We start from the raw sequence: 20,586 nt of genomic DNA, 5'->3' as shown, positions 1-20,586 counted from the left end.
GAATTTCAGATAAAGCGCTAGTTTTCAGTCAAGCTTCAGCTATTGGCTTAGGAATGGCTGGTCGAGTAGGGTTTAAAAACACATTTGCTGGCTTGATTCAAAACAGGTACTTCAAAGGTGGTCATGGGTTATTTTTTAAGAAAGTTTTATTTAAGGATTGGTTAGACTTCTTTTCAGGAAAGCAACTAGGTAAACAGGATGGTCGTGAAGATCCAGATATGTGGTCTTCTTTCAAGGCCTGTTTAGTTTTGTATAGCCCACTAGTGTGTTTTATATTGTTTTTTTGTATAATTGTAGCTTTTGTAGCTTTATGTAGCTTGAGGAAGTTTATAGAAAATCACAGATTTCCTCTGCAAGCTGTAACAAATAGGATATTCACGTGTTTGAAAAATTCACAGAATCAGAAAGCTACAAAAGCTACAAATGAATTGCTTCGAACTGTTGAGGGTTTGCATTTACGAAAAGCCTGTATATACTGACAGTATCCACTGTACAGGTAACCAGCACTATGAGACCACTTACTGCACGCCAGGCCGAAATTTTACAGTTACTGCGTGATTACCAGGCGGAAACCGGGATGCCACCAACCCGGGCAGAGATTGCCCGCCAACTGGGTTTTAAATCAGCCAATGCGGCCGAAGAGCATTTAAAAGCGCTGGCGCGTAAAGGGGTGATTGAAATGTTGCCCGGTACTTCCCGGGGTTTGCGTATTATCGAAGAGGACGATGCTGCACCTGAACAACTAGGCTTGCCACTGATTGGCAAGGTCGCTGCCGGCCAGCCTATTCTGGCGGCAGAAAATATCCAGGAGCATTATCAGCTGGACGCGCATCTGTTCAAACCTCATGCTGATTTCCTGTTGCGGGTTCAAGGCATGAGCATGCAGGATATAGGTATTTTGGATGGTGATCTCCTGGCAGTCCATAAAACCAGCCGCGCGGAGCAGCGTCAGGTGGTGGTGGCCCGGGTCGATGATGAAGTGACAGTAAAGCGCTTTGAACGCCAGGGCAGTATGGTCTTATTGCATCCCGAGAATCAGGATTTCGAAGTGATTCAAGTTGACCTCAGCCAGCAAGAGTTTCAGATAGAAGGCTTGGCTGTAGGTGTGATCCGCAATGGCAGCTGGCTATAAGCCTGGCACTGCTTCTTCGCTAAACTACTGAAGCAAAAAATAGAAAGAGCGCTGGTACGACCACTTGGTTTTGCCGGCGCTTTTGCTATTTAGGGGTTTACACTGAGCACGATTTGGATAATTCTTAGGCAAGAACTGGTGAAAAAATAAGTACCCAAAAAGGGACAGCACCTGTTCCGTAAAACTTTGATAGTTGTCAATCCCTGGCTGGTTGTGTCAAAGCGTTGCGATAAATAATTACAATAAATTCAAATCAGCAATTGCGAAATGTCGGCATGGATTAGGGTAGTACTGTGTGCTTCGTTTCGGCAGTTTGCTTTTTGCAAAATGTCAGAGGAGAAGTAAACGTGGCGAAAACGAGAAGTTGGCGTTGGTCGCTACCGGCCTTGTTGTTGGCAGGCCAGGCTCATGCAACTGGATCTCAGTTTAACATGACCCCTGGAGTAACCGATATCAGTCAGCGAGTCTATGACTTGCATATGACGATTTTCTGGATCTGCTGCGCTATTGGTCTGGTAGTATTCACCGCGATGTTTGTATCCATTATCCTGCATCGGAAATCCCGTGGCGTAGAGCCCGCAACCTTTCATGAAAGTACCAAAGTGGAAATTATCTGGACAGCGATCCCGGTGCTGATCCTGATCGTGATGGCTATTCCTGCCACCAAGGTACTGATTGCGATGGAGGATACCAGTGACTCCGATGTCACGGTATTGATCACAGGCTCGCAGTGGCGTTGGCATTACGAGTATCTGGATTACAACATCGATTACTTCTCCATTCTGGCAACCCCACGTGGTCAGATAGAAGGCCGCTTGCCAAAAGGTGATAATTACCTGCTGGAAGTCGATAGGCCGCTGGTGATACCGACCGGCAAGAAAATCCGCTTTTTAATGACTTCCGATGATGTGATTCATTCCTGGTGGGTGCCTGCTTTCGCGATTAAAAAAGACACCAATCCAGGCTTTATTAACGAAGCCTGGACCATGGTGAATGAACCCGGTATTTACCGTGGCCAGTGTGCCGAGCTGTGCGGTATGGACCATGGTTTTATGCCGATTGTGGTGATCGCCAAGGAACCTGAAGACTTTGCCATCTGGGTGGAACAAGAAGAAGCCCGGATTGCTGCTATCCGTGAAGAAGAGCAACGTTTGCTGGCACTGCGGATGGACATTGATGAGCAAATGGCGTTGGGTGAGCGGGTGTATCTGGCGCATTGCGCTGCCTGTCATCAGCCAAGCGGAGAAGGTTTACCTCCCATGTTCCCGGCGCTAAAAGCCAATCGCGTCACCACGGAAGATCGCGCTGAGCATATCAAAGTGATGGTGGATGGCCGGCCTGGTACCTCGATGGCATCTTTTGCCCGTCAGCTGAGTTTGCGTGAGCTGACCTCCGTCATCACCTACACCCGAAACGCCTGGGGCAATGATACCGGCGATGTGGTGCAGGCGGTTGAAGTCTATGAGTACATGCAGGGCAAAGGGGAGTAAAGCATGAGCACAGTAACTACTGCAGATCAGCATGATGCGCATCACGATCACAAGCCAACGGGCATAAAGCGCTGGCTGTTTACCACCAACCATAAAGATATCGGCAGTCTCTACCTGATGTTTGCCCTGGCGATGTTTTTCCTGGGCGGCGCTATGGCCATGGTGATCCGGCTGGAGCTGTTCCAGCCAGGCTTGCAATTTGTCGACCCGCAATTCTTTAATCAAATGACCACCATGCATGGTTTGATCATGGTGTTCGGTGCTGTGATGCCAGCCTTTACCGGCCTGGCGAACTGGATGATCCCGATGATGATTGGGGCACCGGATATGGCGCTGCCACGAATGAATAACTGGAGCTTTTGGATCCTGCCGTTTGCCTTTTTGATCCTGATTATCTCGATGTTTCTGCCTGGCGGTGGCCCGGACTTTGGCTGGACCTTCTACGCACCTTTATCTACCACTTACAGCAATGATAGTACTGCGTTATTTGTATTTTCGGTACACATTATGGGAATCTCATCCATTATGGGGGCCATCAACGTCATTGTCACTATCGTCAATATGCGGGCACCGGGCATGACCTGGATGAAGCTGCCATTGTTTGTCTGGACCTGGCTCATTACCGCCTTTCTGCTGATTATGGTTATGCCGGTACTGGCAGGTGTGGTCACCATGGTGCTGACCGATAAGTACTTTGCCACCAGCTTCTTTGATGCGGCCGGTGGCGGTGATCCTGTGTTGTTCCAGCATATTTTCTGGTTCTTCGGTCACCCGGAAGTGTACATCATGATTTTGCCGGCCTTTGGTATTGTTTCAGCCATTGTACCTACCTTTGCCCGTAAGAAACTGTTTGGTTATGCTTCTATGGTCTATGCCACTGCCAGTATTGCCATCTTGTCGTTTCTGGTTTGGGCGCACCATATGTTTACTACCGGTATGCCGGTGTTCGCGACGCTGTTTTTTATGTACACCACCATGTTGATTGCCGTACCAACCGGGGTGAAGGTGTTTAACTGGGTGGCCACCATGTGGCGCGGTGCCATGACCTTTGAAGTGCCGATGATGTTTGCGCTGGCCTTTATTGTGCTCTTCACCATAGGTGGTTTATCAGGTGTGATGCTGGCGATTACACCGGCCGATTTCCAGTACCATGATACTTACTTTGTGGTGGCACACTTCCATTACGTGCTGGTGTCCGGTGCGGTGTTCTCTATCGTCGCGGCGGTCTATTACTGGCTACCGAAATGGACCGGCCATATGTACGATGAAAAGCTGGGCCAGCTGCATTTCTGGTGCTCGTTGATTTCGGTCAACCTGCTGTTCTTCCCAATGCACTTCGTTGGTTTGGCCGGTATGCCGCGCCGTATTCCAGACTATGCGTTGCAATTTGCTGATTTTAATGCCTTTGTCAGCGTTGGTGGTTTCCTGTTTGGTCTGTCGCAGTTGATCTTCCTGTGGGTAGTGATCAAGTGCGCGCGCGGTGGTGAAAAAGCACCTGCTAAGCCATGGGAAGGAGCCGAAGGGCTGGAGTGGGAGGTACCGTCACCGGCGCCATACCATACCTTTGATACCCCACCAGAGATCAAGTAGGAGGCGGTGATGAATGCGAAGCACAGCACCCTGATTGGCAAGCTTAGCTTGTTGGTGGTCGCCATGTTTGCGTTCGGTTATGCCCTGGTGCCGTTGTACGATGTATTTTGTGACATCACCGGCATCAATGGCAAAACGGCGTCCGAGCCGGTATCGGCAGAAGCGGCCATTATTGACACCAGCCGGGAGATCACCATTGAGTTTATCGCCCGGCCCAATCAGCAAATGCCGTGGATTTTTAAACCGGAAGTACGCCGGATGCGGGTGCACCCGGGCGAGATCCATATTATGAACTATCTGGCCGAGAACCCAACCGGTCGGGCCATAGTTGGCCAGGCCGTACCGTCAGTATCGCCGGGTCAGGCAGCACTGTTCTTTCATAAAATAGAGTGTTTCTGCTTTACCCAGCAGTACCTGGCCGGTGGCAACGACATGCTGATGCCACTTCAGTTTTATGTCGATCCGGCGCTGCCAGCACAGTTTAGTACCATTACGCTGTCTTATACCCTGTACGATGTTACCAGCCAGTGGCAGGACAGCGGCCAGGACATTGCAACAGAATTTGGGGAATAACAATGAATAACGAAGGCTACCAAAAATATTATGTGCCCGATCAAAGTCCCTGGCCGCTGGTTGGCGCCATTGCTTTGTTCTTTATTGCGCTTGGCGCGGGCTTTTTTGTCATTGATATGAGCAAAGACCAGAGTGGCTGGGGCGGTTATATGCTGCTGTTTGGCATCGCAATTTTATTTGTGATGCTGTATGGCTGGTTTAAAAATGTGGTGGATGAGTCGATGGCAGGGCTTTACAGTCCGCAGATGGATCGTTCTTTTAAGCAGGGCATGAGCTGGTTCATCGTGTCCGAAATTATGTTTTTTGCGGCTTTAATCGGTGCTTTGTTTTACGCCCGTTTTATTGCCGTGCCCTGGTTGGGTGGTGCCAGCAACAACGAAATGACCGGTGCTATTTTGTGGCCAAATTTTGAGGCTGTCTGGCCTCTTCTGACCACGCCAGGTGGTACGGAAACTCAGGCCATGGGCTGGGGCTTGCCTGCTATCAATACGGTGATTCTGGTGGTTTCATCCATTACCCTGCACTTTGCTCATACCGGGTTAGAGCAGAATAAGCGTAGTCAACTGACTGGCATGTTGGCTATTACCCTGATCCTGGGGATGATCTTTCTTTGTCTGCAAGGCTATGAATACGTGCATGCCTATCGCGATCTGGGGTTGCGCTTTGATTCCGGCGTTTACGGCAACACCTTCTTCTTACTGACGGGTTTTCACGGCATGCATGTATTGCTAGGTGCTTTGATCCTGTTTTTTGTGTTGATGCGGGTTATCAAAGGACATTTCACACCGGAAAAACATTTTGCCTTCCAGGCGGGTGCCTGGTACTGGCACTTTGTCGATGTGGTTTGGTTAATTGTGTTCTGTCTGGTGTATGTGTTGTGATCCGCTGGGGTGCATACCCCAGCCATTGTCAACTCAATAGGGGCGAGGGTTGGGGGTAATGATGCCGGTGGCCATGGCTAGCAGAATGAGTACCAAAACCAGGGCAGAGAACAGCACCCGTTTGCCTAAAAACTGACTCATACGGACAGTGCCGGGGTCACTACGCAACATCGTAAAGAGCGCACGGAATAAATTAAATACAATAAAGAGCAGTAGTGCGATGATGACAAGCTTTAACCACATAATGTTTGATCTCCTGGATTGGTGTGATGCATTTTAATGTTGCAGGGGCCGCTGTGCGGGTGCATCCCGTCTGGTTGTTAATCACTTTGACGGTATTTGCCGTTTTAATCAAGCTTGGCTGCTGGCAGCTAAGCCGTGCCAGCGAAAAAGCCACTCAGCTGCAACAACTGGCCAGTTGGCAAGCGGAAGGCCCATTGGACTGGCTGCAACTACGCCAGCACCCTTTGCAGGATATGGACCTGGTGCAATTTGCCGACGAAGGACGCTGGCTTTCTCCGATGGTATGGTTGCAGGACAACAAAATTGTGCAGGGCCGGATTGGTTATGATGTGATTATTCCGGTGCAATTTAATCGCTTTGATCTGCCGGTACTGGTGAATCTGGGCTGGGTAGAGGCGGCACAGAACCGCACTGAGTTACCTGAGATCACGATTCCGGCACAATTGTCTGTGCGAGGAGTGCTCAGAACCTCATTTGGTAGCTTCAGGTTGGGACAAAACTTGGAACCTGGCACGGATTGGCCAATGCGTATCCAACAGATTGAACTGGAGAGTCTAAACCCCTACTTACCTGAGCCAGCATTGCCTGCGGTAATTTACCAAATGGAAGGGAGCCCCTTTCTGTCGCATTATCAACCTGTGGTAATGCTACCGGAAAAACACCGTGGCTATGCGCTGCAATGGTTTTTGCTGGCGGTTGCGGTACTGGGTGTGGCACTGGCTGCCAGTTTGCGTAAAGAGGAAACCAATGAATAAAACGAAATTCCTGAGTATTTTCCTGCCTCTGTGTTTACTGCCATTGCTGCTGGCAAAGTTGGCGTTGCACTTTGGCTGGTTTGAAGGTGGTACTGTCAGTAAAGGGGAGTGGCTGTCGGAGGAAATCTTTGTACTGCCTGCGCTTGAGGCACACGAAAAAGTCTGGCGTCTGGCGGTGGTGCCTGCTGAGCAGTGCAAGCAACAGTGTGAACAGGCACTGCATACGGTACAGCAGCTATTTATCGGGCTTGGACGCAAGCAAGTTCAGGTGCAGCCGGTATTGCTGGCAGATGGCTCGGCGGAAGCAGTTTTGCAACAGTTTCCGGTATTTCAGCGCCAAACTCCTGCACCTGCCGACGCTGTTGCTATTCAGAATTACATCGTCATCGTCGATGTGCAAGGACTGGTATTGCTGCGTTATCCATTGCCAGATGCGGATCATGCACCGGCAGACATTGCCCGTGATATTCGCACTGATTTATTAAAACTGATGAACTACGATCGGATCCGGGTATGAACAAGACATTGCTGCAAAAACTTTCCAGCTGGACTATTTTGCTGACCATGCTGGTGATTATTCTCGGTGCATATACCCGGCTCACCGATGCGGGGCTGGGCTGTCCGGACTGGCCCGGCTGCTACGGATTTATTAAGGTACCGATGACAGAAAGTCGCATCGCTCAGGCTGAAATGGCTTTTCCGGAGCGGCCACTGGAGCCCTTTAAGGCCTGGAATGAGATGATCCACCGATATTTTGCCGGTACTTTGGGGCTGATGATTGCTGCTATCTTCTTTATCAGTTGGTTTGGCAAACTCAAGGTGCCTCGCCTGTTGCCAACTATGTTGGCAGCGCTGGTTATTTTCCAGGCTGCGCTTGGCATGTGGACGGTAACACTGAGCTTGTTACCTATCGTGGTGATGGCGCATTTGATGGGTGGTTTCACTTTGCTTTGCTTACTCGGCCTGTATTGGTTGCAACTGCGGCCACAGCTACTGCAAGGCATGGAGCCACAGTTACAAAAATTAAAACCTCTGGCAGTACTAACCACTGTGGTGGTGGCACTGCAAATTGCTCTTGGCGGCTGGACTGCAGCCAACTACGCGGCCCTGGCATGCCTCGAGTTACCCGTTTGTGAACCAGGCTGGGCCAGCCGATTGGCGCTGGGTGAGGCTTTTAGCTTGCATCTGGGCTATGACGATTATGAGTTTGGCGTGATGTCACAAGATGCTCGTCAGACCATTCATGCCTTTCACCGTATTGGTGCTGGTATCACTTTGTTGATCACGGGTTTGTTCAGCGTTTTGCTCTGGCGACGGGCCAAAATGACATTGATGAAAAAGTTGGCATTGGCGCTGGCGGCAATTTTACTACTACAGTTTGTATTGGGGGTGCTTAATGTTGTGCTGCACTTACCACTGCTCAATGCAGTGGCCCATAATTTTGTCGGGGCAAATTTATTGCTATGCATGGTGCTGATCCTGTATCAGTTCCGTCACCGTACCAGGGCACAGGAGAATTGATCATGGCCATTGCTAAACCACTGAATCGCCATGCTATTACCAGTTGGCGCGACTATCTCGAACTGACCAAACCCAAGGTGGTGGCTTTGCTGGTGCTGACAGCCTGGGTGGGTATGATGCTGGCAGCGCCAGGTTTACCCGATTTAGCCATGATGCTGCTGGCAACACTCGGGATCGGTTTATTGTCCGCTGCCGCAGCCACTTTAAATCATGTGGTCGATCAGAAAATTGATGCCAAAATGGCGCGCACCCATAGCCGGCCGGTAGCGAAAGGGCGCATCAGTTCCAGCCAGGCCATCGCTTTTGCTCTGGTGCTGGCAAGCAGTGGCTTTGCCATGCTGTATCTGGGCGTGAATGCGTTAACCGCTTGGCTGACGTTACTCAGCCTGTTTGGTTATGCGGTGGTGTACACCATGTTTTTAAAGCGCGCTACACCACAGAATATCGTGATTGGAGGCCTGGCCGGCGCTATGCCGCCGCTGCTGGGCTGGACTGCGGTTACTGGTGAGTTGCACGGTTATGCACTTTTGCTGGTAATGATTATCTTTACCTGGACGCCACCGCATTTCTGGGCGCTGGCTATTCACCGCCGCGATGATTACGCCAAGGTCAATATGCCGATGTTGCCGGTGACCCATGGCATCGAATTTACCAAAAGCGCTATTTTGCTCTACACCATCATGCTGTTTATTGTGTGCCTATTGCCTTATGTGGTTGGGATGACGGGGTTGATTTATCTGGTCGGGGCTTGTTTGCTGAACCTGCGCTTTATGCAGCACGCCTGGCGTTTAAAGTTTGCCGATACCGCAGGCCAGGCGATGGCCATGTTCCGCTTTTCGATTGTTCATTTGATGGTGCTTTTTCTGGTACTCTTGCTGGACCACTATCTGAAAATAGCACCTATCTATGGCCAATAAGATATTTTATCCGCTGATTGCCTTGCTGGCGCTGGTTGCCGGCTTTGTCGGTTACCATTTCCTACAGCCCAGCCATACGCCCGAGCATACCTTGCTGTATCCTCAACCCAGGGTTCTGGCTGACTTCCGCTTAACCAGCCATACCGGTTCTGCGGTGACCCGCGAGCAGCTGTATGGTCAGTGGACCCTGGCTTTTGTCGGCTATACTTACTGCCCGGATATTTGTCCGCTGACGCTGGCACAACTGGCCGGTTTGCATGATGAGCTGCAACAGCATGTGTCGGAACCGCTGAATATCTGGTTTGTGTCGGTGGATCCGAATCGCGACACACCACAGCAAATGGCCAGCTATGTGCAGTATTTCCAGCAGGCAGCCATTACCGGGGTAACGGCCGGTCATGATCAACTGTTTCCCTTTGTGCGTCAGTTAGGGCTGATGTATGCCATGTCCAGCACCACCGATGAGTATTATCTGGTGGATCACAGTGCTTCCATTGTCTTGATCAATCCCAAAGGTCAGTTGGTGGCTATGTTCAAGCCAGAGCTGGCAGAAGGGCGGGTACCAACAGTGCGCAGTGAGGATCTGCTGGCCGATTTCCCCTGGGTTATTCGCCAGCTCAGACGGGGTTAATCTGCTGGGGCCGGTGCTCTGGGCTGCTCGGCCTCGCTGGCAAAAAGCACTAAATCAACCAGCCTGGGTATTGGCCAGGGATAGCGAAATTGCTCTGTCAGTTGCAACTGCAGCAGAGTGTGTGCCAGCTCTGCATTAGTTTCCTCGCCAAATAGCTGAATTTCAAGGTAAGGCTGCTGCAGTCGTTCAGGCCTGTTGCTGGCAAAATGCACCCGGATAGTCCCTTGTTCTGCTGCATGCTGTGCGGGTAGCTCCATGCTGGTCCAGTTGAGCCGGCTAAGCGTGCGCAGGAAGAGATCAATAAAATTGGCTTGCTGCTCTACCGTCTCCAGTTTGGTCAGGGCATCCATAAAGCGCGTGCCTAAGCCTTCTACGGTAAGGGGAGCAAGGTACTGAGCCTCTGCAGTGCTTGGTTTCAGCATCAGGCAATAGCGCGGAGAAAACAAAGCCGGAAAAACCGCCCGGTGGCCCGGAAGGTCCGATAGGGTTGTCCCGAGGCTGCAGTGAAACTGCTGACGCTCTGCAGCTGCTGCGCGGGCTCTGGCGAGCTCATTATACAAGATAGACTCCGCCAGCCGGGTAATATGCGGCTGATAGCTTCGCTGAAAATCACCTTGTTGCAGATAAGCCCACCAGTCATCCAGTAACACCTGCTGCTCTGGCTGAAAGAACCGCAGCCCAAAGTACATCACGCGGTCGTTTTCTCGAAGGGCGGCAGCAACAACACTGCCTTGGCTATGGGGTGGCACCGAAAGCCAAAAACGTCGGCTGGCACGATACATCACCGCATCGGCCAAGGCTACTTGATCCTCTGGTGTGAGCTGTCGCATCGCTCTGCTCAGTCGCCGGATCATACGGCCAGCATGCTCGCTGTGGGTAATCAGAGCCCCTTCAGCCGGCTCGCGCTTTGCCATCAGGCAATAGCGTGGATGGTACCGAATATCCTTGACAGCAACTGTGGCCTGTTCGGAAAAGGCGGCTCTATCCGCACGTTGGCAATAGAGTGATGCGGTATCAGGAGCCGGAGAACTAAGTACAAGCAGAAGCAGCCAAGCGGTCATAGTGACGTCCTTGCTTGGTGCTGCATCCAGCGACTAATCGCTGGAGCGGCCATAAAGCCAGGGCTGCGAGTACCAGTAAAAGTAGCCGGCTTTACTGATGGATGGGGCTGTGCAGTTGTAGCGGCTGCGACCTCGGTTCATCGGTTTGCTGGCGCTGGCAACAAAGGTTTGGCCATCCTCCAGCCAATTTGGTTCGATCACTTCCATACCGGCATAACAGCGCAGCTGCGAGGGGCGGAAATCCTCGACTTGCAAACGCAGCGACAGGGTAGGCGGATTTTGCCCACTTTGCACTATAGGATCGGCTTGCACATGCTCTAGGATGGTAAAAGGTAGAGTGCGCAGTTTCTGTGCCAAATCCGACATCTCAGCAAAACGCCCGGCGGCAGGAAAGCGCGGCACCCGGGTGAGCTTGGTGCTGGGGCCGACCGCACCTGATTGCTGGCCAATACCAATAAAGCCAAGCTCTTTGACCAAGGCCTCCAGTTTCGGGCTGAATTCACCATAAGGGTAAGCCAGGTAACGATGGCTTTGGCCGGTTTCTTCTTTGATACGGCGCTCAGCATCCAGTATGTTTTGCTGCATCCGCTTAAGCCAGTCCGCTTCGGACTCCCCCGGCTCAGGCTGAGCCATTTTTTCATGCTGCATGGCATGGTTGGCGACCAGCACGCCATCGTCACTCATGCGGCGGATCTGCTCCCAGCTTAACACCGGACCGGTACGACTATCGATATCGCCGGGGCTGATAAAGATGGTATAGGGCACGCCAAACTCCATCAGGATAGGATGCGCAGCGGTGTAATTGTTGGCGTAACCATCATCGAAGGTGATGGCGACAGCATTGTGCGGTACCGACTCGCCAGCTTGCAGTTTGTTAAGCAGTATATCCAGTCCTATGACTTCAAAGCCATGTTCCTGCAGATGCGTCAAATGCTGGCGCAGTTCATCTTCCGTAGTGCTGCTGACTCTGGGCGTTGTATCAGCGATATGATGATAGATCAAAATCACGGCCGCATGGGCTGGCAGCAGTGCTGTCAACCCAAGCAGTAAAAGCGTAGGAAGGGTGAGTTTCATGGCCGCACCTCAAAAATCGTCTTAGTAGTAGGAATGTTCACCACGCTGGTGTTCAGTAATGTCTTTCACACCAGTCAGTTCACCGGCAAAGCGATTTAGCAGCTCTTTTTCAATGCCTTCTTTTAAAGTCAAATCAACCTGGGCACAACCATTGCAGCCACCGCCAAATTGCAGCACGACCACACCTGCTTCACTCAGCTCCACCACGCTAACATTACCGCCATGATTGGCTAGCTGTGGATTAATCTCGGCATCAATCATGTATTGTACCCGTTCACGCAATGGCGCATTGTCACTCACCTTGCGAACTTTGGCATTCGGCGCTTTTAATGTGAGCTGCGAACCCATTTGATCGGTAACAAAATCGATTTCAGCATCGACCAGAAAAGATTGGCTTTCGGCGTCAACCACGGCTGAAAAGCCATTAAAAGGCAGTTGAATATCGCTGTCTTCGACCGAATCCGGTGGGCAATAGGAAACGCCGCATTCCGCACTGGCGGTACCGGGGTTAACAACAAAAACGCGAATATGGGTACCTGCCGGTTGCTTCTCCAGCAGTTTGACAAAATGGCCTTGGGCGGTTTCGGAAATAGAAATCATCGGTAGTACCTGACTAATTTACTAGGTTATAAGCTATGATACTCTTCCTTGCAACCGGTTTCCAGCCCAGCTTGAGTTTGTCCCTACTTTATTGGACACTAAGTACAGTGTCTTTGGAGAGTCTGTTATGAAAAAAATCCTGCTTCTTCTGCTGCTTGCCTGCAGTTTTCGTCTATCTGCTGTCTGGCCGGAAAGTATGCTGGATCCACAGATCCCAACGCCAGCGCAAACGGCAGGTTTTGCTATGGGCGAATGGCATTGGCGTCACGATCAAATACAACTGTATTTTGAACGGTTGGCGGCGCAATCCCCGCGGGTGATTCTGCAAGAAATTGGCTACAGCCATGAGCGGCGCCCTTTGCTGCAACTGGTGATCTCCTCCGAGCACAACCTGGCTCGGCTTGACAGTATTCGTCAGCAAAATTTGGCACAAAGTCAGGGGCAGGCGCTGGCTGCGGATGCTCCGGTAGTGATTTGGCTAGGTTATGGCGTACATGGCAATGAACCCAGTGCTGCTCATGCCGCTGTGGCTTTGGCGTATTATCTGGCTGCGGCCAAAGAGCAAGAAGTGCAGCAATGGCTGGATGAGGCGGTGATTTTAATACAGCCCAGCCTAAACCCGGATGGGCACGACCGTTTCTCACACTGGGTGAATATGCATCGTGGCCGTACTCCGGTAGCTGATCCGCAGCACCGGGAGCATGTGGAACCCTGGCCCAATGGTCGGCCAAACCACTACTGGTTTGACTTAAATCGTGACTGGCTGTTGTTGCAACACCCCGAAAGCCAGGCCCGCATTGCCGAGTATCACCGCTGGTTACCGCAAGTGCTGGCCGATTTTCATGAGATGGGTACCAACAGCACCTATTTCTTTCAGCCAGGGATCCCAAGCCGTAATTATCCGCTGACTCCCGAGCGCAACTTTGAGCTAACCCGCACCCTGGCCGAGTTCCATGCAGCCAGCCTGGATCAGGCGAAAGAGTTGTATTACACCGAAGAAAGCTTTGACGATTTTTACATTGGGAAAGGCTCAACTTATCCGGATGTGACGGGTGCTATCGGGATCTTGTATGAACAAGCCAGTAGCCGGGGCCACGCTCAGGAGTCCATCCATGGTGTTCTTACCTTTGAGCACACCATCCGTAATCAGTTGCTGACGTCTTTATCAACTATTCGCGGTGCGGTGGAGTACCGTACTGAGTTGCTACGGTATCAGCAGGACTTTTTCCGGCTAGGGCAAACTGAGGCCAGGCAGGAGAGCTTTCGTGGTTACATGTTAACCGAGTCTGAGGATAAAAGCCGGCTGCATGCCTTGCTGCGGTTGTTGCGGCAGCATCAAATCGAGGTGTATCCGCTGGCGCGAGACTGGCAGGATGGCCAGTACAGCTACAAAGCGGGGGAAAGTTATTATGTCCCTTTGCAACAACCTCAGTACCGCTTGCTTAAAGGTGCTTTTAGCACCCGGAGAAACTTTCCGGACAATACCTTTTACGATGTTTCCAGTTGGACCTTGCCGTATGCCTACAACATTGAGTTTCGTCGGGTGCAGCGTGATCCGGGCCGTACTCTGGCCAGTGAACCCTGGGTTGAAGTGATCCAGGCTGTGGTTGCGCCGGAAGCTGGCGCTTATGCCTATGCGTTTTCCTGGCAGGATCAGCGTGCGCCTTTGTTGTTGCAGACCATACTGGCAGCTGGCATCAAAGTGAAGATGGCCCAGGCTGATTTTACCGCCATTACCAGTGACGGACCTCAGTCCTTTATTGCCGGTTCGGTACTCATTCCTGCAGGCTTGCAGCAACAACCTGACTGGTTTGCCCGTTTGCAAGCGGCACAACAGCGCTTTGCCTTACCCGTAGCCGCGATTCAAACCGGCTTAACACCGCAGGGCAGTGACTTAGGTAGCTTTCGTTTTGTGCCGGTGCAATTGCCGGAAGTGCTGCTTATCGCCGGGCCGGGCATGAACTCAACCGAAGCAGGTGAGTTGTGGTACAACTTAGAGCGGCTGGCCGGTATTTCGCCAAGCATGGTCGAGCCTGAGCGCTTTAGTCGCATTGATCTAAGCCGTTACAGCCATATTGTGTTGCCAGATGGTAATTATCAGGCCTGGAACAGTGCCGAGCAGGAACACTTAAAGCGCTGGTTGAATAATGGCGGTATTTTATGGGGACAAAAGCGCGCTCTTAGCTGGCTGGTGCAACACGATGTACTGCAAGCCCAACTGTGGCAGCCCGCAGAAATGAACCGGATGATTTCGCATCAGGGGTTGCGTTATGGTGATCAGGAAGCGCTAGCGGCCAGGCAGCGTATCGCCGGTGCTATTTTTGAAGCTGAATTGGATCCTACCCATCCGCTGACCTTTGGTTTGCCGCGAGAGCGCCTACCGGTGTTTAAAAACAGTACCCTGCTGTTGCAGCCATCGTCTGCGCCTTTTGTGAACGTTGCCTTGTACAGTGAGCAGCCACATTTGGCGGGTTATACGGCACCTGAGTTTGTCCCCCGGATTGCTCAGTCGGCTGTACTGCTGGCTCATAATCATGGTCGGGGCCGGGTGATTGCCATGACGGATAACCCGGTATTTCGTGGCTACTTTAAGGGCAGCAGCCGCTTGCTGGTCAATGCCATGTATCTGGGGCATGCCTTCAATGCCAGAGGTCAGGCTGAAGACGAAGAGTAAGCGGGGTTGGAAACTGGTAAGAGCGAACGGCGCAGTATGCCAGTCAGCGCGCTCTGCGGTCTTTGGCTGTAATCGCCAGAGTCCAGAGTTGTAGCGGAGTTGCACCGCCTTGCTGCAGGCAGCGACAGGCATGCTGCACTGTGCTACCAGTGGTAATAACATCATCCACCAGTGCGATCCGGCCAAGCTCCGGCAGTTGCTTGCGAAAAGCCGGATTAAGCTGAAATAACCGCTTACTGTTGTGCTGACGCTGCGCACGTTTTAGCAGCCGTTGGTGCTGGCCGCTACGTTGGCGTTGCAGCAGTGGCAGCACTGGTACTTGCCAGGTTTGTGCCAGTGTCTGAGCCAGCAATTCGGCCTGGTTAAAGCCCCGCCGCAGATAGCGCCAGGCCGGCATCGGTATGTAGCAAAGACAGTCGGGTAGCGGAAAACCGGCCGCCTGATACCGCTGTGCTAACTGTCGGAATTGTTGCAGCAGAAAATGTCCTGCAGCCAGCTGGTGTTGGAGCTTCCACTGACTGATGGCATAATCGAAAGGTGGTTGGTACCAGCTCAGGCTAAGCAAGCGTTCGGCGTACAGCTTCGGTAAGCCTTGTTGTACGGCAGGTAACCACAGCAAATTACCTTGATAAAACTCGATATCAAAACCAGGCAAAGCTGCTTCACAACAATTGCAGACTTGCTGGCCCGGACTATGAACTGGCAGATCGCACCACAAGCAGCGATTGGGCATTAGTTGATGCAGGACTTTTTGTAGCATAATTGTTTATTTGTGTTTTTATGGAGTATGCTTTACGTGAGCAAGTTGCGCAAGCCGGATCTGGTTTTACTGCATGGCTGGGGTATGAATCAGGCGGTCTGGCAGCAGTGGTTGCCATTGCTGCAGCCTGACTGGCAAGTACATACCCTGGATTTACCGGGCTTTGGTCTGAGCCCAGGCTGCCCTGAGCCTTATAGTTTAGCTGCGATTTGTATGCTGTTGCAGCCACAACTGCCAGACAGAGCCGTGGTATGTGGCTGGTCACTCGGAGGCTTGGTTGGCATTGAGCTGGCCCGGCGCTATCCGCAGCAAGTGCGGGCACTGGCGTTGCTGGCTGCTTCCCCCTGTTTTATGGCGCAACCGGATTGGCCAGGCATGTCGGCGCAGGTCTTTACGCAATTCCAGCAGCAGTTAAGTAAAGACATGGCATTGACGATTCAGCGTTTTCTGGCGATACAGGCAATGGGCAGTCCAAGTGCCAAAGAGGATATCAAGCAGCTACGCCATGCTATTTTGCAATTGCCTGCTCCATCGCCAGCAGCCGTTAGCGGTGGTTTGCTACTGCTGCAAGACTCTGATTTGCGAACTGAATTGGCCCGATTGCCACTACCGGTATACGCTGCCTTTGGTCGTTTGGATACCCTGGTACCGATTGGAGCAGAACAAGCCCTGCAGCTGCTCATGCCGACGGCCAAAACGCATTGCTTTGCCCATGCCTCGCATGCATCTTTTATCTCGCATCCAACAGAAAGTACGGCCTGGCTCAGGTCGATCCGGCAGCAATTACCGGCTTAACCTCTGCGCCATGGCGAGCAAGCTTTATTTTTGACTCAAAATGGTTAATAATTAACCATTGTAGTCAGGTGACGCGGGGTAGGTATGAACATACAATCGGCTTTTGCCTCTGGCATGCAGGGGCTGCAGTCAGCCAGTGATGGTATCACGCAAAGTACCCTTGCTATCAACCGGCAAACCCGGCCCCAGACCGGGGCTGTGGCAGAGAGCCTCGCCAATACTGAACCGCCGGGCGCGGCAACCTTGCCCAGTTTGGAAGCCAGTCTGGTTGATTTGGTGGTGCAGCAACGGTTGGCGCAAGCCAATGTTCGTTCCATTGAAACGGCCAGCAGTATGCTTGGTAGCTTGATTGACACCAAGGCTTAGCTGCTATGCTAATCACGTCGAATTATCCTAATGTCAGCCTGAATACCGCCAATCCGGCAACGGAGATGGCGCGACGGGATAATCAGCGACGGGATCTGTTTGAGCCGGTACAGGAAGCGGCTAAAACTTCGGCTGAAAAGCCAGTGGTTAGCGATGATAAGAGGCAGCAGCAGTTACAGCCCGGTCAAAGCCCGCAGCGCAATGAGCCAGCCGACACCGAAACCAATACGGCTGTGCGTGGTCGGGAACAGGATGCGGCGCAGGATCAGCAAGGCCGCTCCGACGATGAGCAACAACGTCAGCAAGCAGCAGAGCAAAAAGAGCAACAAGCACTGCGTGAACTGCGTGCCAGAGATCGGGAAGTGCGCGCTCATGAACAGGCGCACGCGGCTGTTGGTGGTCAATACGCCAGTGCCCCCAGCTACACCTATCAACGTGGCCCGGATGGTAATCAGTACGCTGTAGGCGGTGAAGTACAAATTGATTTGTCTGAAATCCCAGACAATCCTCAGGCCACAGCACAAAAAATGCAGCAAGTCCGTGCAGCAGCATTAGCACCCGCAGAGCCTTCAGCGGCCGATCGGCGTATAGCCGCCGAGGCCAGCCGGCGGATGCTGGCCGCCAGAGCGGAGATGGCCAGAGAGGCTATTGCCCGCAGCGATGAACCTGCAACACCGCGCCGTGTTAAGGCCAATAGAGCGGCCGAGGAGCAAATCCGTGTATCAACTGCCGGTACTGCAGCCAATTCTGATACCGAAACATTGCAACGTCGCAGTCAGGTGATTGCCGGCTTCTACCAGCAAGCCACCCGGCCTTCACTCAGCAGCCTGCTTCAACAAGTATAAATCACTTCATAACGTACTGAAAAATAAAAAATAGATAAAGAAAAGACAATCACCAGTTGCAGAATGGAGCTTCAGCACTGGTGATTCATCCTGCTTTATTCCACCCTGCCAGCTGAGCATTCGTTTTGTATCTGGAGGGCTGTTCCATGGCTATGCGTCGTGCCATTGTGCCATTGTTGCTGATTGCGTTAGCAACAGTAACTTACCTGTTGTTGTTGCAGCTATTCACCATGCTGGAGGCTGAAGCCGCACCGGTGGAGGATCTACGTTTGCTGCAATTGCAGGATGGCCCCTATGCCCGTTACCTCACCGAAGATGCGTTGCAAGTCAGTTGGATTTGTCGGGGCAGTGTACAGCAACAGCAATTAAATCTCGCCCAGACCAATCAGATCCCGGCACGTTGTGCTCAAAGTGAAGCTGTGATGTTGCATGATAAAAATAGCGCTGACAGCCTCGACATAAAGTTCTCAGCACCCAGGGTTGCTATTTTTAGCGACTTGCATGGCCAGTACCAGGTAACTGTACAACTGCTGCAAGCGCATCAGATCCTGGACAGTGAACTGAACTGGAGCTTTGGTGATGGCCACCTGGTACTGGCCGGGGATTTGATGGACCGCGGCGACAAAGTCACCGAGTTATTGTGGCTGTTTTACCGGCTGGATCAGCAAGCTCAGGCTGCTGGTGGTCGTTTGCATCTGCTGCTTGGTAACCATGAGACCATGGTACTGTACAACGACTTACGCTACATCCATCCCAAATACCGCCAGGTTGAACAACTGCTGGGGGTAAGCTACAGCGAACTCTTCAATGACGACACCGTACTAGGGCGCTGGCTTCGCAGCAAACCCGTGCTGGTACAGCTGAATGATATGCTGATTATGCATGCTGGCGTCCACCCGGATTATCTGGCGCTGGGTATGAGCCGGCAAGAGGTCAATGAAGCCTATCGTCAATCTTTGGGGATTCCCCGGGCAGAGCTGATGGAACAACCACTGCTGGCCTTTCTTTATGGCCGCCTGGGACCGCTCTGGTTTCGTGGCTACTTCCGTGAGCGGGATGCAGTTACTGCTGCTCAGGTCGAAGATCTGGTGCAACGTTTAGGAGTGCACCATCTGGTGGTGGGTCATACCTCCATGGATGGCGTCTATCAACACTTTGATGGCCGGGTGTACTCGGTCGATAGCAATATCAAACGCGGCGAAAGCGGCGAGCTGCTGCTGTGGCAAGAGGGCCAGTTTTATCGTGGAACTATGACTGGCGAACGTTTGCCGGTGCCGGTGTTTTCAGCCGTAGCCGAGGTGGAAGAATGAGTTTTGTCAGTTGTTTTGAGTTGTTTCGCATCGGTATAGGCCCATCCAGTTCCCATACCGTGGGCCCGATGCGGGCGGCTTTGCACTTTATTGACTTATTGCGCCAGCAAAAGCTGTTCACTCAGGTCTCGGCGATACGGGCAGAGCTGTATGGCTCCCTCGGCTTGACAGGCATCGGGCATGGCTCTGATCGGGCGGTGATTCTGGGCTTGCTGGGTGAGACACCAGAGGCAGTGGTGCCGGATCAGGTGCCTGCTTTATTACAGCAAGTAGAGCGCAGTGGACAGTTGATGTTGGCCGGCTGTCAGCCCATCGCCTTTCCAGCCGGGGCCATCCTGCTGCACCGGGATAAAAACTTATCACTGCACCCCAATGGTATGTCGTTGCATGCCCTGGTTGGGGACAACGAAGTATTGCGCCAGACTTACTTCTCTATAGGTGGCGGTTTTGTTGTGACAGAGCAACAGTTGCAACAGCCATCTCAGCATACGGGTCCTGCCGTACCTTACCCTTTTAGCAGTGCCGCTGATTTACTTCGGCTTTGCCGGCAGCACAACCAGAGCATTGCCCAGTTAATGTGGGCCAATGAACAAGCACTCAGATCCCGGCAGGCCCTGACTGAACAGCTGCAGGCGATTTGGCAGGCGATGCAAAGCTGTATGCAGCGAGGGCTGTCCCAGCATGGGGACTTGCCGGGTGGTTTACAGCTAAAACGCCGGGCAGCTGCCTTGCAACAGCGTTTGCTGGCAGAGGCCTCCATCGATCCGATGCGTTGTATGGATTGGGTGAATGCTTTCGCTATGGCGGTTAATGAAGAAAATGCTGCCGGCGGTCGGGTGGTGACAGCTCCCACCAATGGAGCTGCCGGGGTATTGCCGGCAGTGATGGCTTATTACCATCAATTTGTGCAGCCGTTTCAGCAAGAGACCTTGGCGCAGTTTTTACTGACAGCTGCCGCCATTGGCGGCTTGTTTAAACAAAACGCGTCAATTTCCGGGGCTGAAGTGGGCTGTCAGGGCGAGGTCGGGGTTGCATGCTCCATGGCTGCTGCGGGATTGACTGCTGTGCTGGGCGGTACAGTTGCGCAGGTTGAGATGGCCGCGGAAATTGGTATGGAGCACCATCTGGGACTTACCTGCGATCCGGTCGCTGGCCTGGTACAGGTGCCTTGCATTGAGCGCAATGCGATGGGAGCGATGAAAGCGATCAATGCCAGCCGTATGGCATTGCGTAATCAGCACCCAGCCCTGGTATCGCTGGATAAAGTGATGGCAGCGATGAAGGCCACCGGCCGGGATATGCATCATCATTATAAAGAAACTTCTCTTGGTGGCCTGGCAGTAGCCGTGAGCTATTGTTGATTGTTGG

The 20,586-nt window shown here is 52.3% G+C and carries 21 protein-coding genes and 1 pseudogene; 17 read left to right on the top strand and 5 right to left on the bottom strand.

Annotated elements, in window-relative coordinates:
- From QWF21_RS14530 to QWF21_RS14505, 6 genes and pseudogenes are all read left to right on the top strand, one after another.
- Nucleotides 1–479 (top strand): annotated as a pseudogene (locus QWF21_RS14530) (hypothetical protein); the annotation flags it as partial.
- A 29-nt stretch (nucleotides 480–508) separates the two neighbouring features.
- Nucleotides 509–1,132 (top strand): transcriptional repressor LexA, encoded by a 624-nt coding sequence (gene lexA / locus QWF21_RS14525; protein ID WP_330088763.1) that lies wholly within the window; start codon nucleotides 509–511, stop codon nucleotides 1,130–1,132.
- 347 nt (nucleotides 1,133–1,479) lie between these two features.
- On the top strand, nucleotides 1,480–2,622 hold the full coding sequence (coxB, locus tag QWF21_RS14520) for a cytochrome c oxidase subunit II (RefSeq protein WP_456237617.1): 1,143 nt from the start codon (nucleotides 1,480–1,482) through the stop codon (nucleotides 2,620–2,622).
- Between the two features lie 3 nt (nucleotides 2,623–2,625).
- Nucleotides 2,626–4,212 carry a cytochrome c oxidase subunit I gene (ctaD, locus tag QWF21_RS14515; protein WP_330088762.1) on the top strand — a complete coding sequence of 529 codons (1,587 nt, stop codon included), beginning with the start codon at nucleotides 2,626–2,628 and terminating at the stop codon, nucleotides 4,210–4,212.
- A gap of 9 nt (nucleotides 4,213–4,221) precedes the next feature.
- Nucleotides 4,222–4,785, top strand: coding sequence for a cytochrome c oxidase assembly protein (locus tag QWF21_RS14510; protein ID WP_330088761.1), 564 nt, complete (start codon nucleotides 4,222–4,224; stop codon nucleotides 4,783–4,785).
- Nucleotides 4,786–4,787: 2 nt separating this feature from the next.
- The gene (locus tag QWF21_RS14505; protein WP_330088760.1) at nucleotides 4,788–5,666 is read left to right on the top strand and encodes a cytochrome c oxidase subunit 3; all 879 of its coding nucleotides are present in this window, start codon (nucleotides 4,788–4,790) and stop codon (nucleotides 5,664–5,666) included.
- Nucleotides 5,667–5,699: 33 nt separating this feature from the next.
- On the opposite strand, the gene QWF21_RS14500 is transcribed toward QWF21_RS14505, so the two are convergent.
- Nucleotides 5,700–5,909 (bottom strand): DUF2909 domain-containing protein, encoded by a 210-nt coding sequence (locus tag QWF21_RS14500; protein ID WP_330088759.1) that lies wholly within the window; start codon nucleotides 5,907–5,909, stop codon nucleotides 5,700–5,702.
- A gap of 26 nt (nucleotides 5,910–5,935) precedes the next feature.
- Here QWF21_RS14500 and QWF21_RS14495 point away from each other — a divergent pair, with 26 nt between their 5' ends.
- From QWF21_RS14495 to QWF21_RS14475, 5 genes are read left to right on the top strand one after another with little or no spacing between them, the layout of a single operon-like run.
- Nucleotides 5,936–6,664, top strand: coding sequence for an SURF1 family protein (locus QWF21_RS14495; RefSeq protein WP_330088758.1), 729 nt, complete (start codon nucleotides 5,936–5,938; stop codon nucleotides 6,662–6,664).
- Nucleotides 6,657–7,181, top strand: a complete 525-nt coding sequence (locus QWF21_RS14490; protein ID WP_330088757.1) for a hypothetical protein — start codon at nucleotides 6,657–6,659, stop codon at nucleotides 7,179–7,181. Before QWF21_RS14495 ends, QWF21_RS14490 begins: the two co-directional genes overlap by 8 nt.
- A complete protein-coding gene (locus QWF21_RS14485) occupies nucleotides 7,178–8,185 on the top strand; it encodes a COX15/CtaA family protein (protein WP_330088756.1) in 1,008 nt (335 codons plus the stop codon). Before QWF21_RS14490 ends, QWF21_RS14485 begins: the two co-directional genes overlap by 4 nt.
- 2 nt (nucleotides 8,186–8,187) lie before the next feature.
- Nucleotides 8,188–9,102, top strand: a complete 915-nt coding sequence (gene cyoE, locus QWF21_RS14480) for a heme o synthase (protein ID WP_330088755.1) — start codon at nucleotides 8,188–8,190, stop codon at nucleotides 9,100–9,102.
- Nucleotides 9,092–9,733 (top strand): SCO family protein, encoded by a 642-nt coding sequence (locus tag QWF21_RS14475; protein ID WP_330088754.1) that lies wholly within the window; start codon nucleotides 9,092–9,094, stop codon nucleotides 9,731–9,733. Before cyoE ends, QWF21_RS14475 begins: the two co-directional genes overlap by 11 nt.
- On the opposite strand, the gene QWF21_RS14470 is transcribed toward QWF21_RS14475, so the two are convergent.
- The 3 genes from QWF21_RS14470 to nfuA are packed head-to-tail and all read right to left on the bottom strand — an operon-like array spanning nucleotide 9,730 to nucleotide 12,468.
- The gene (locus QWF21_RS14470) at nucleotides 9,730–10,794 is read right to left on the bottom strand and encodes a hypothetical protein (RefSeq protein ID WP_330088753.1); all 1,065 of its coding nucleotides are present in this window, start codon (nucleotides 10,792–10,794) and stop codon (nucleotides 9,730–9,732) included. The two genes, QWF21_RS14475 and QWF21_RS14470, sit on opposite strands and share 4 nt — an antisense overlap.
- A gap of 33 nt (nucleotides 10,795–10,827) precedes the next feature.
- A complete protein-coding gene (locus QWF21_RS14465; protein WP_330088752.1) occupies nucleotides 10,828–11,868 on the bottom strand; it encodes a polysaccharide deacetylase family protein in 1,041 nt (346 codons plus the stop codon).
- Between the two features lie 21 nt (nucleotides 11,869–11,889).
- On the bottom strand, nucleotides 11,890–12,468 hold the full coding sequence (gene nfuA, locus QWF21_RS14460) for a Fe-S biogenesis protein NfuA (RefSeq protein ID WP_330088751.1): 579 nt from the start codon (nucleotides 12,466–12,468) through the stop codon (nucleotides 11,890–11,892).
- Between the two features lie 127 nt (nucleotides 12,469–12,595).
- On the opposite strand from nfuA, the gene QWF21_RS14455 reads away from it, so the two are divergent.
- Nucleotides 12,596–15,142, top strand: coding sequence for a M14 family zinc carboxypeptidase (locus tag QWF21_RS14455; RefSeq protein WP_330088750.1), 2,547 nt, complete (start codon nucleotides 12,596–12,598; stop codon nucleotides 15,140–15,142).
- 43 nt (nucleotides 15,143–15,185) lie between these two features.
- Here the strand turns inward: QWF21_RS14455 and QWF21_RS14450 are convergent, their stop codons facing one another.
- On the bottom strand, nucleotides 15,186–15,902 hold the full coding sequence (locus QWF21_RS14450; protein WP_330088749.1) for a ComF family protein: 717 nt from the start codon (nucleotides 15,900–15,902) through the stop codon (nucleotides 15,186–15,188).
- A gap of 27 nt (nucleotides 15,903–15,929) precedes the next feature.
- Here QWF21_RS14450 and bioH point away from each other — a divergent pair, with 27 nt between their 5' ends.
- From bioH to QWF21_RS14425, 5 genes are all read left to right on the top strand, one after another.
- Nucleotides 15,930–16,697 carry a pimeloyl-ACP methyl ester esterase BioH gene (bioH, locus tag QWF21_RS14445; protein WP_407935298.1) on the top strand — a complete coding sequence of 256 codons (768 nt, stop codon included), beginning with the start codon at nucleotides 15,930–15,932 and terminating at the stop codon, nucleotides 16,695–16,697.
- Between the two features lie 84 nt (nucleotides 16,698–16,781).
- Nucleotides 16,782–17,063, top strand: a complete 282-nt coding sequence (locus tag QWF21_RS14440) for an excinuclease ATPase subunit (RefSeq protein ID WP_330088747.1) — start codon at nucleotides 16,782–16,784, stop codon at nucleotides 17,061–17,063.
- Nucleotides 17,064–17,068: 5 nt separating this feature from the next.
- Entirely contained in the window at nucleotides 17,069–17,908 is an 840-nt protein-coding gene (locus tag QWF21_RS14435) for a putative metalloprotease CJM1_0395 family protein (protein WP_330088746.1), read from the top strand.
- A gap of 146 nt (nucleotides 17,909–18,054) precedes the next feature.
- Complete coding sequence (locus QWF21_RS14430) at nucleotides 18,055–19,218, top strand: metallophosphoesterase (RefSeq protein WP_330088745.1); 1,164 nt, start codon at nucleotides 18,055–18,057, stop codon at nucleotides 19,216–19,218.
- Nucleotides 19,215–20,579, top strand: a complete 1,365-nt coding sequence (locus QWF21_RS14425) for an L-serine ammonia-lyase (RefSeq protein ID WP_330088744.1) — start codon at nucleotides 19,215–19,217, stop codon at nucleotides 20,577–20,579. The genes QWF21_RS14430 and QWF21_RS14425 overlap by 4 nt, the downstream gene beginning before the upstream one ends.
- The last annotated feature ends 7 nt before the right edge of the window (nucleotides 20,580–20,586 follow it).

The sequence above is a fragment of the Alkalimonas mucilaginosa genome, assembly GCF_036327005.1.
Taxonomy (GTDB): Bacteria; Pseudomonadota; Gammaproteobacteria; order Enterobacterales; family Alteromonadaceae; genus Alkalimonas; species Alkalimonas mucilaginosa.
This window is presented reverse-complemented; position numbering and strand designations above follow the sequence as displayed.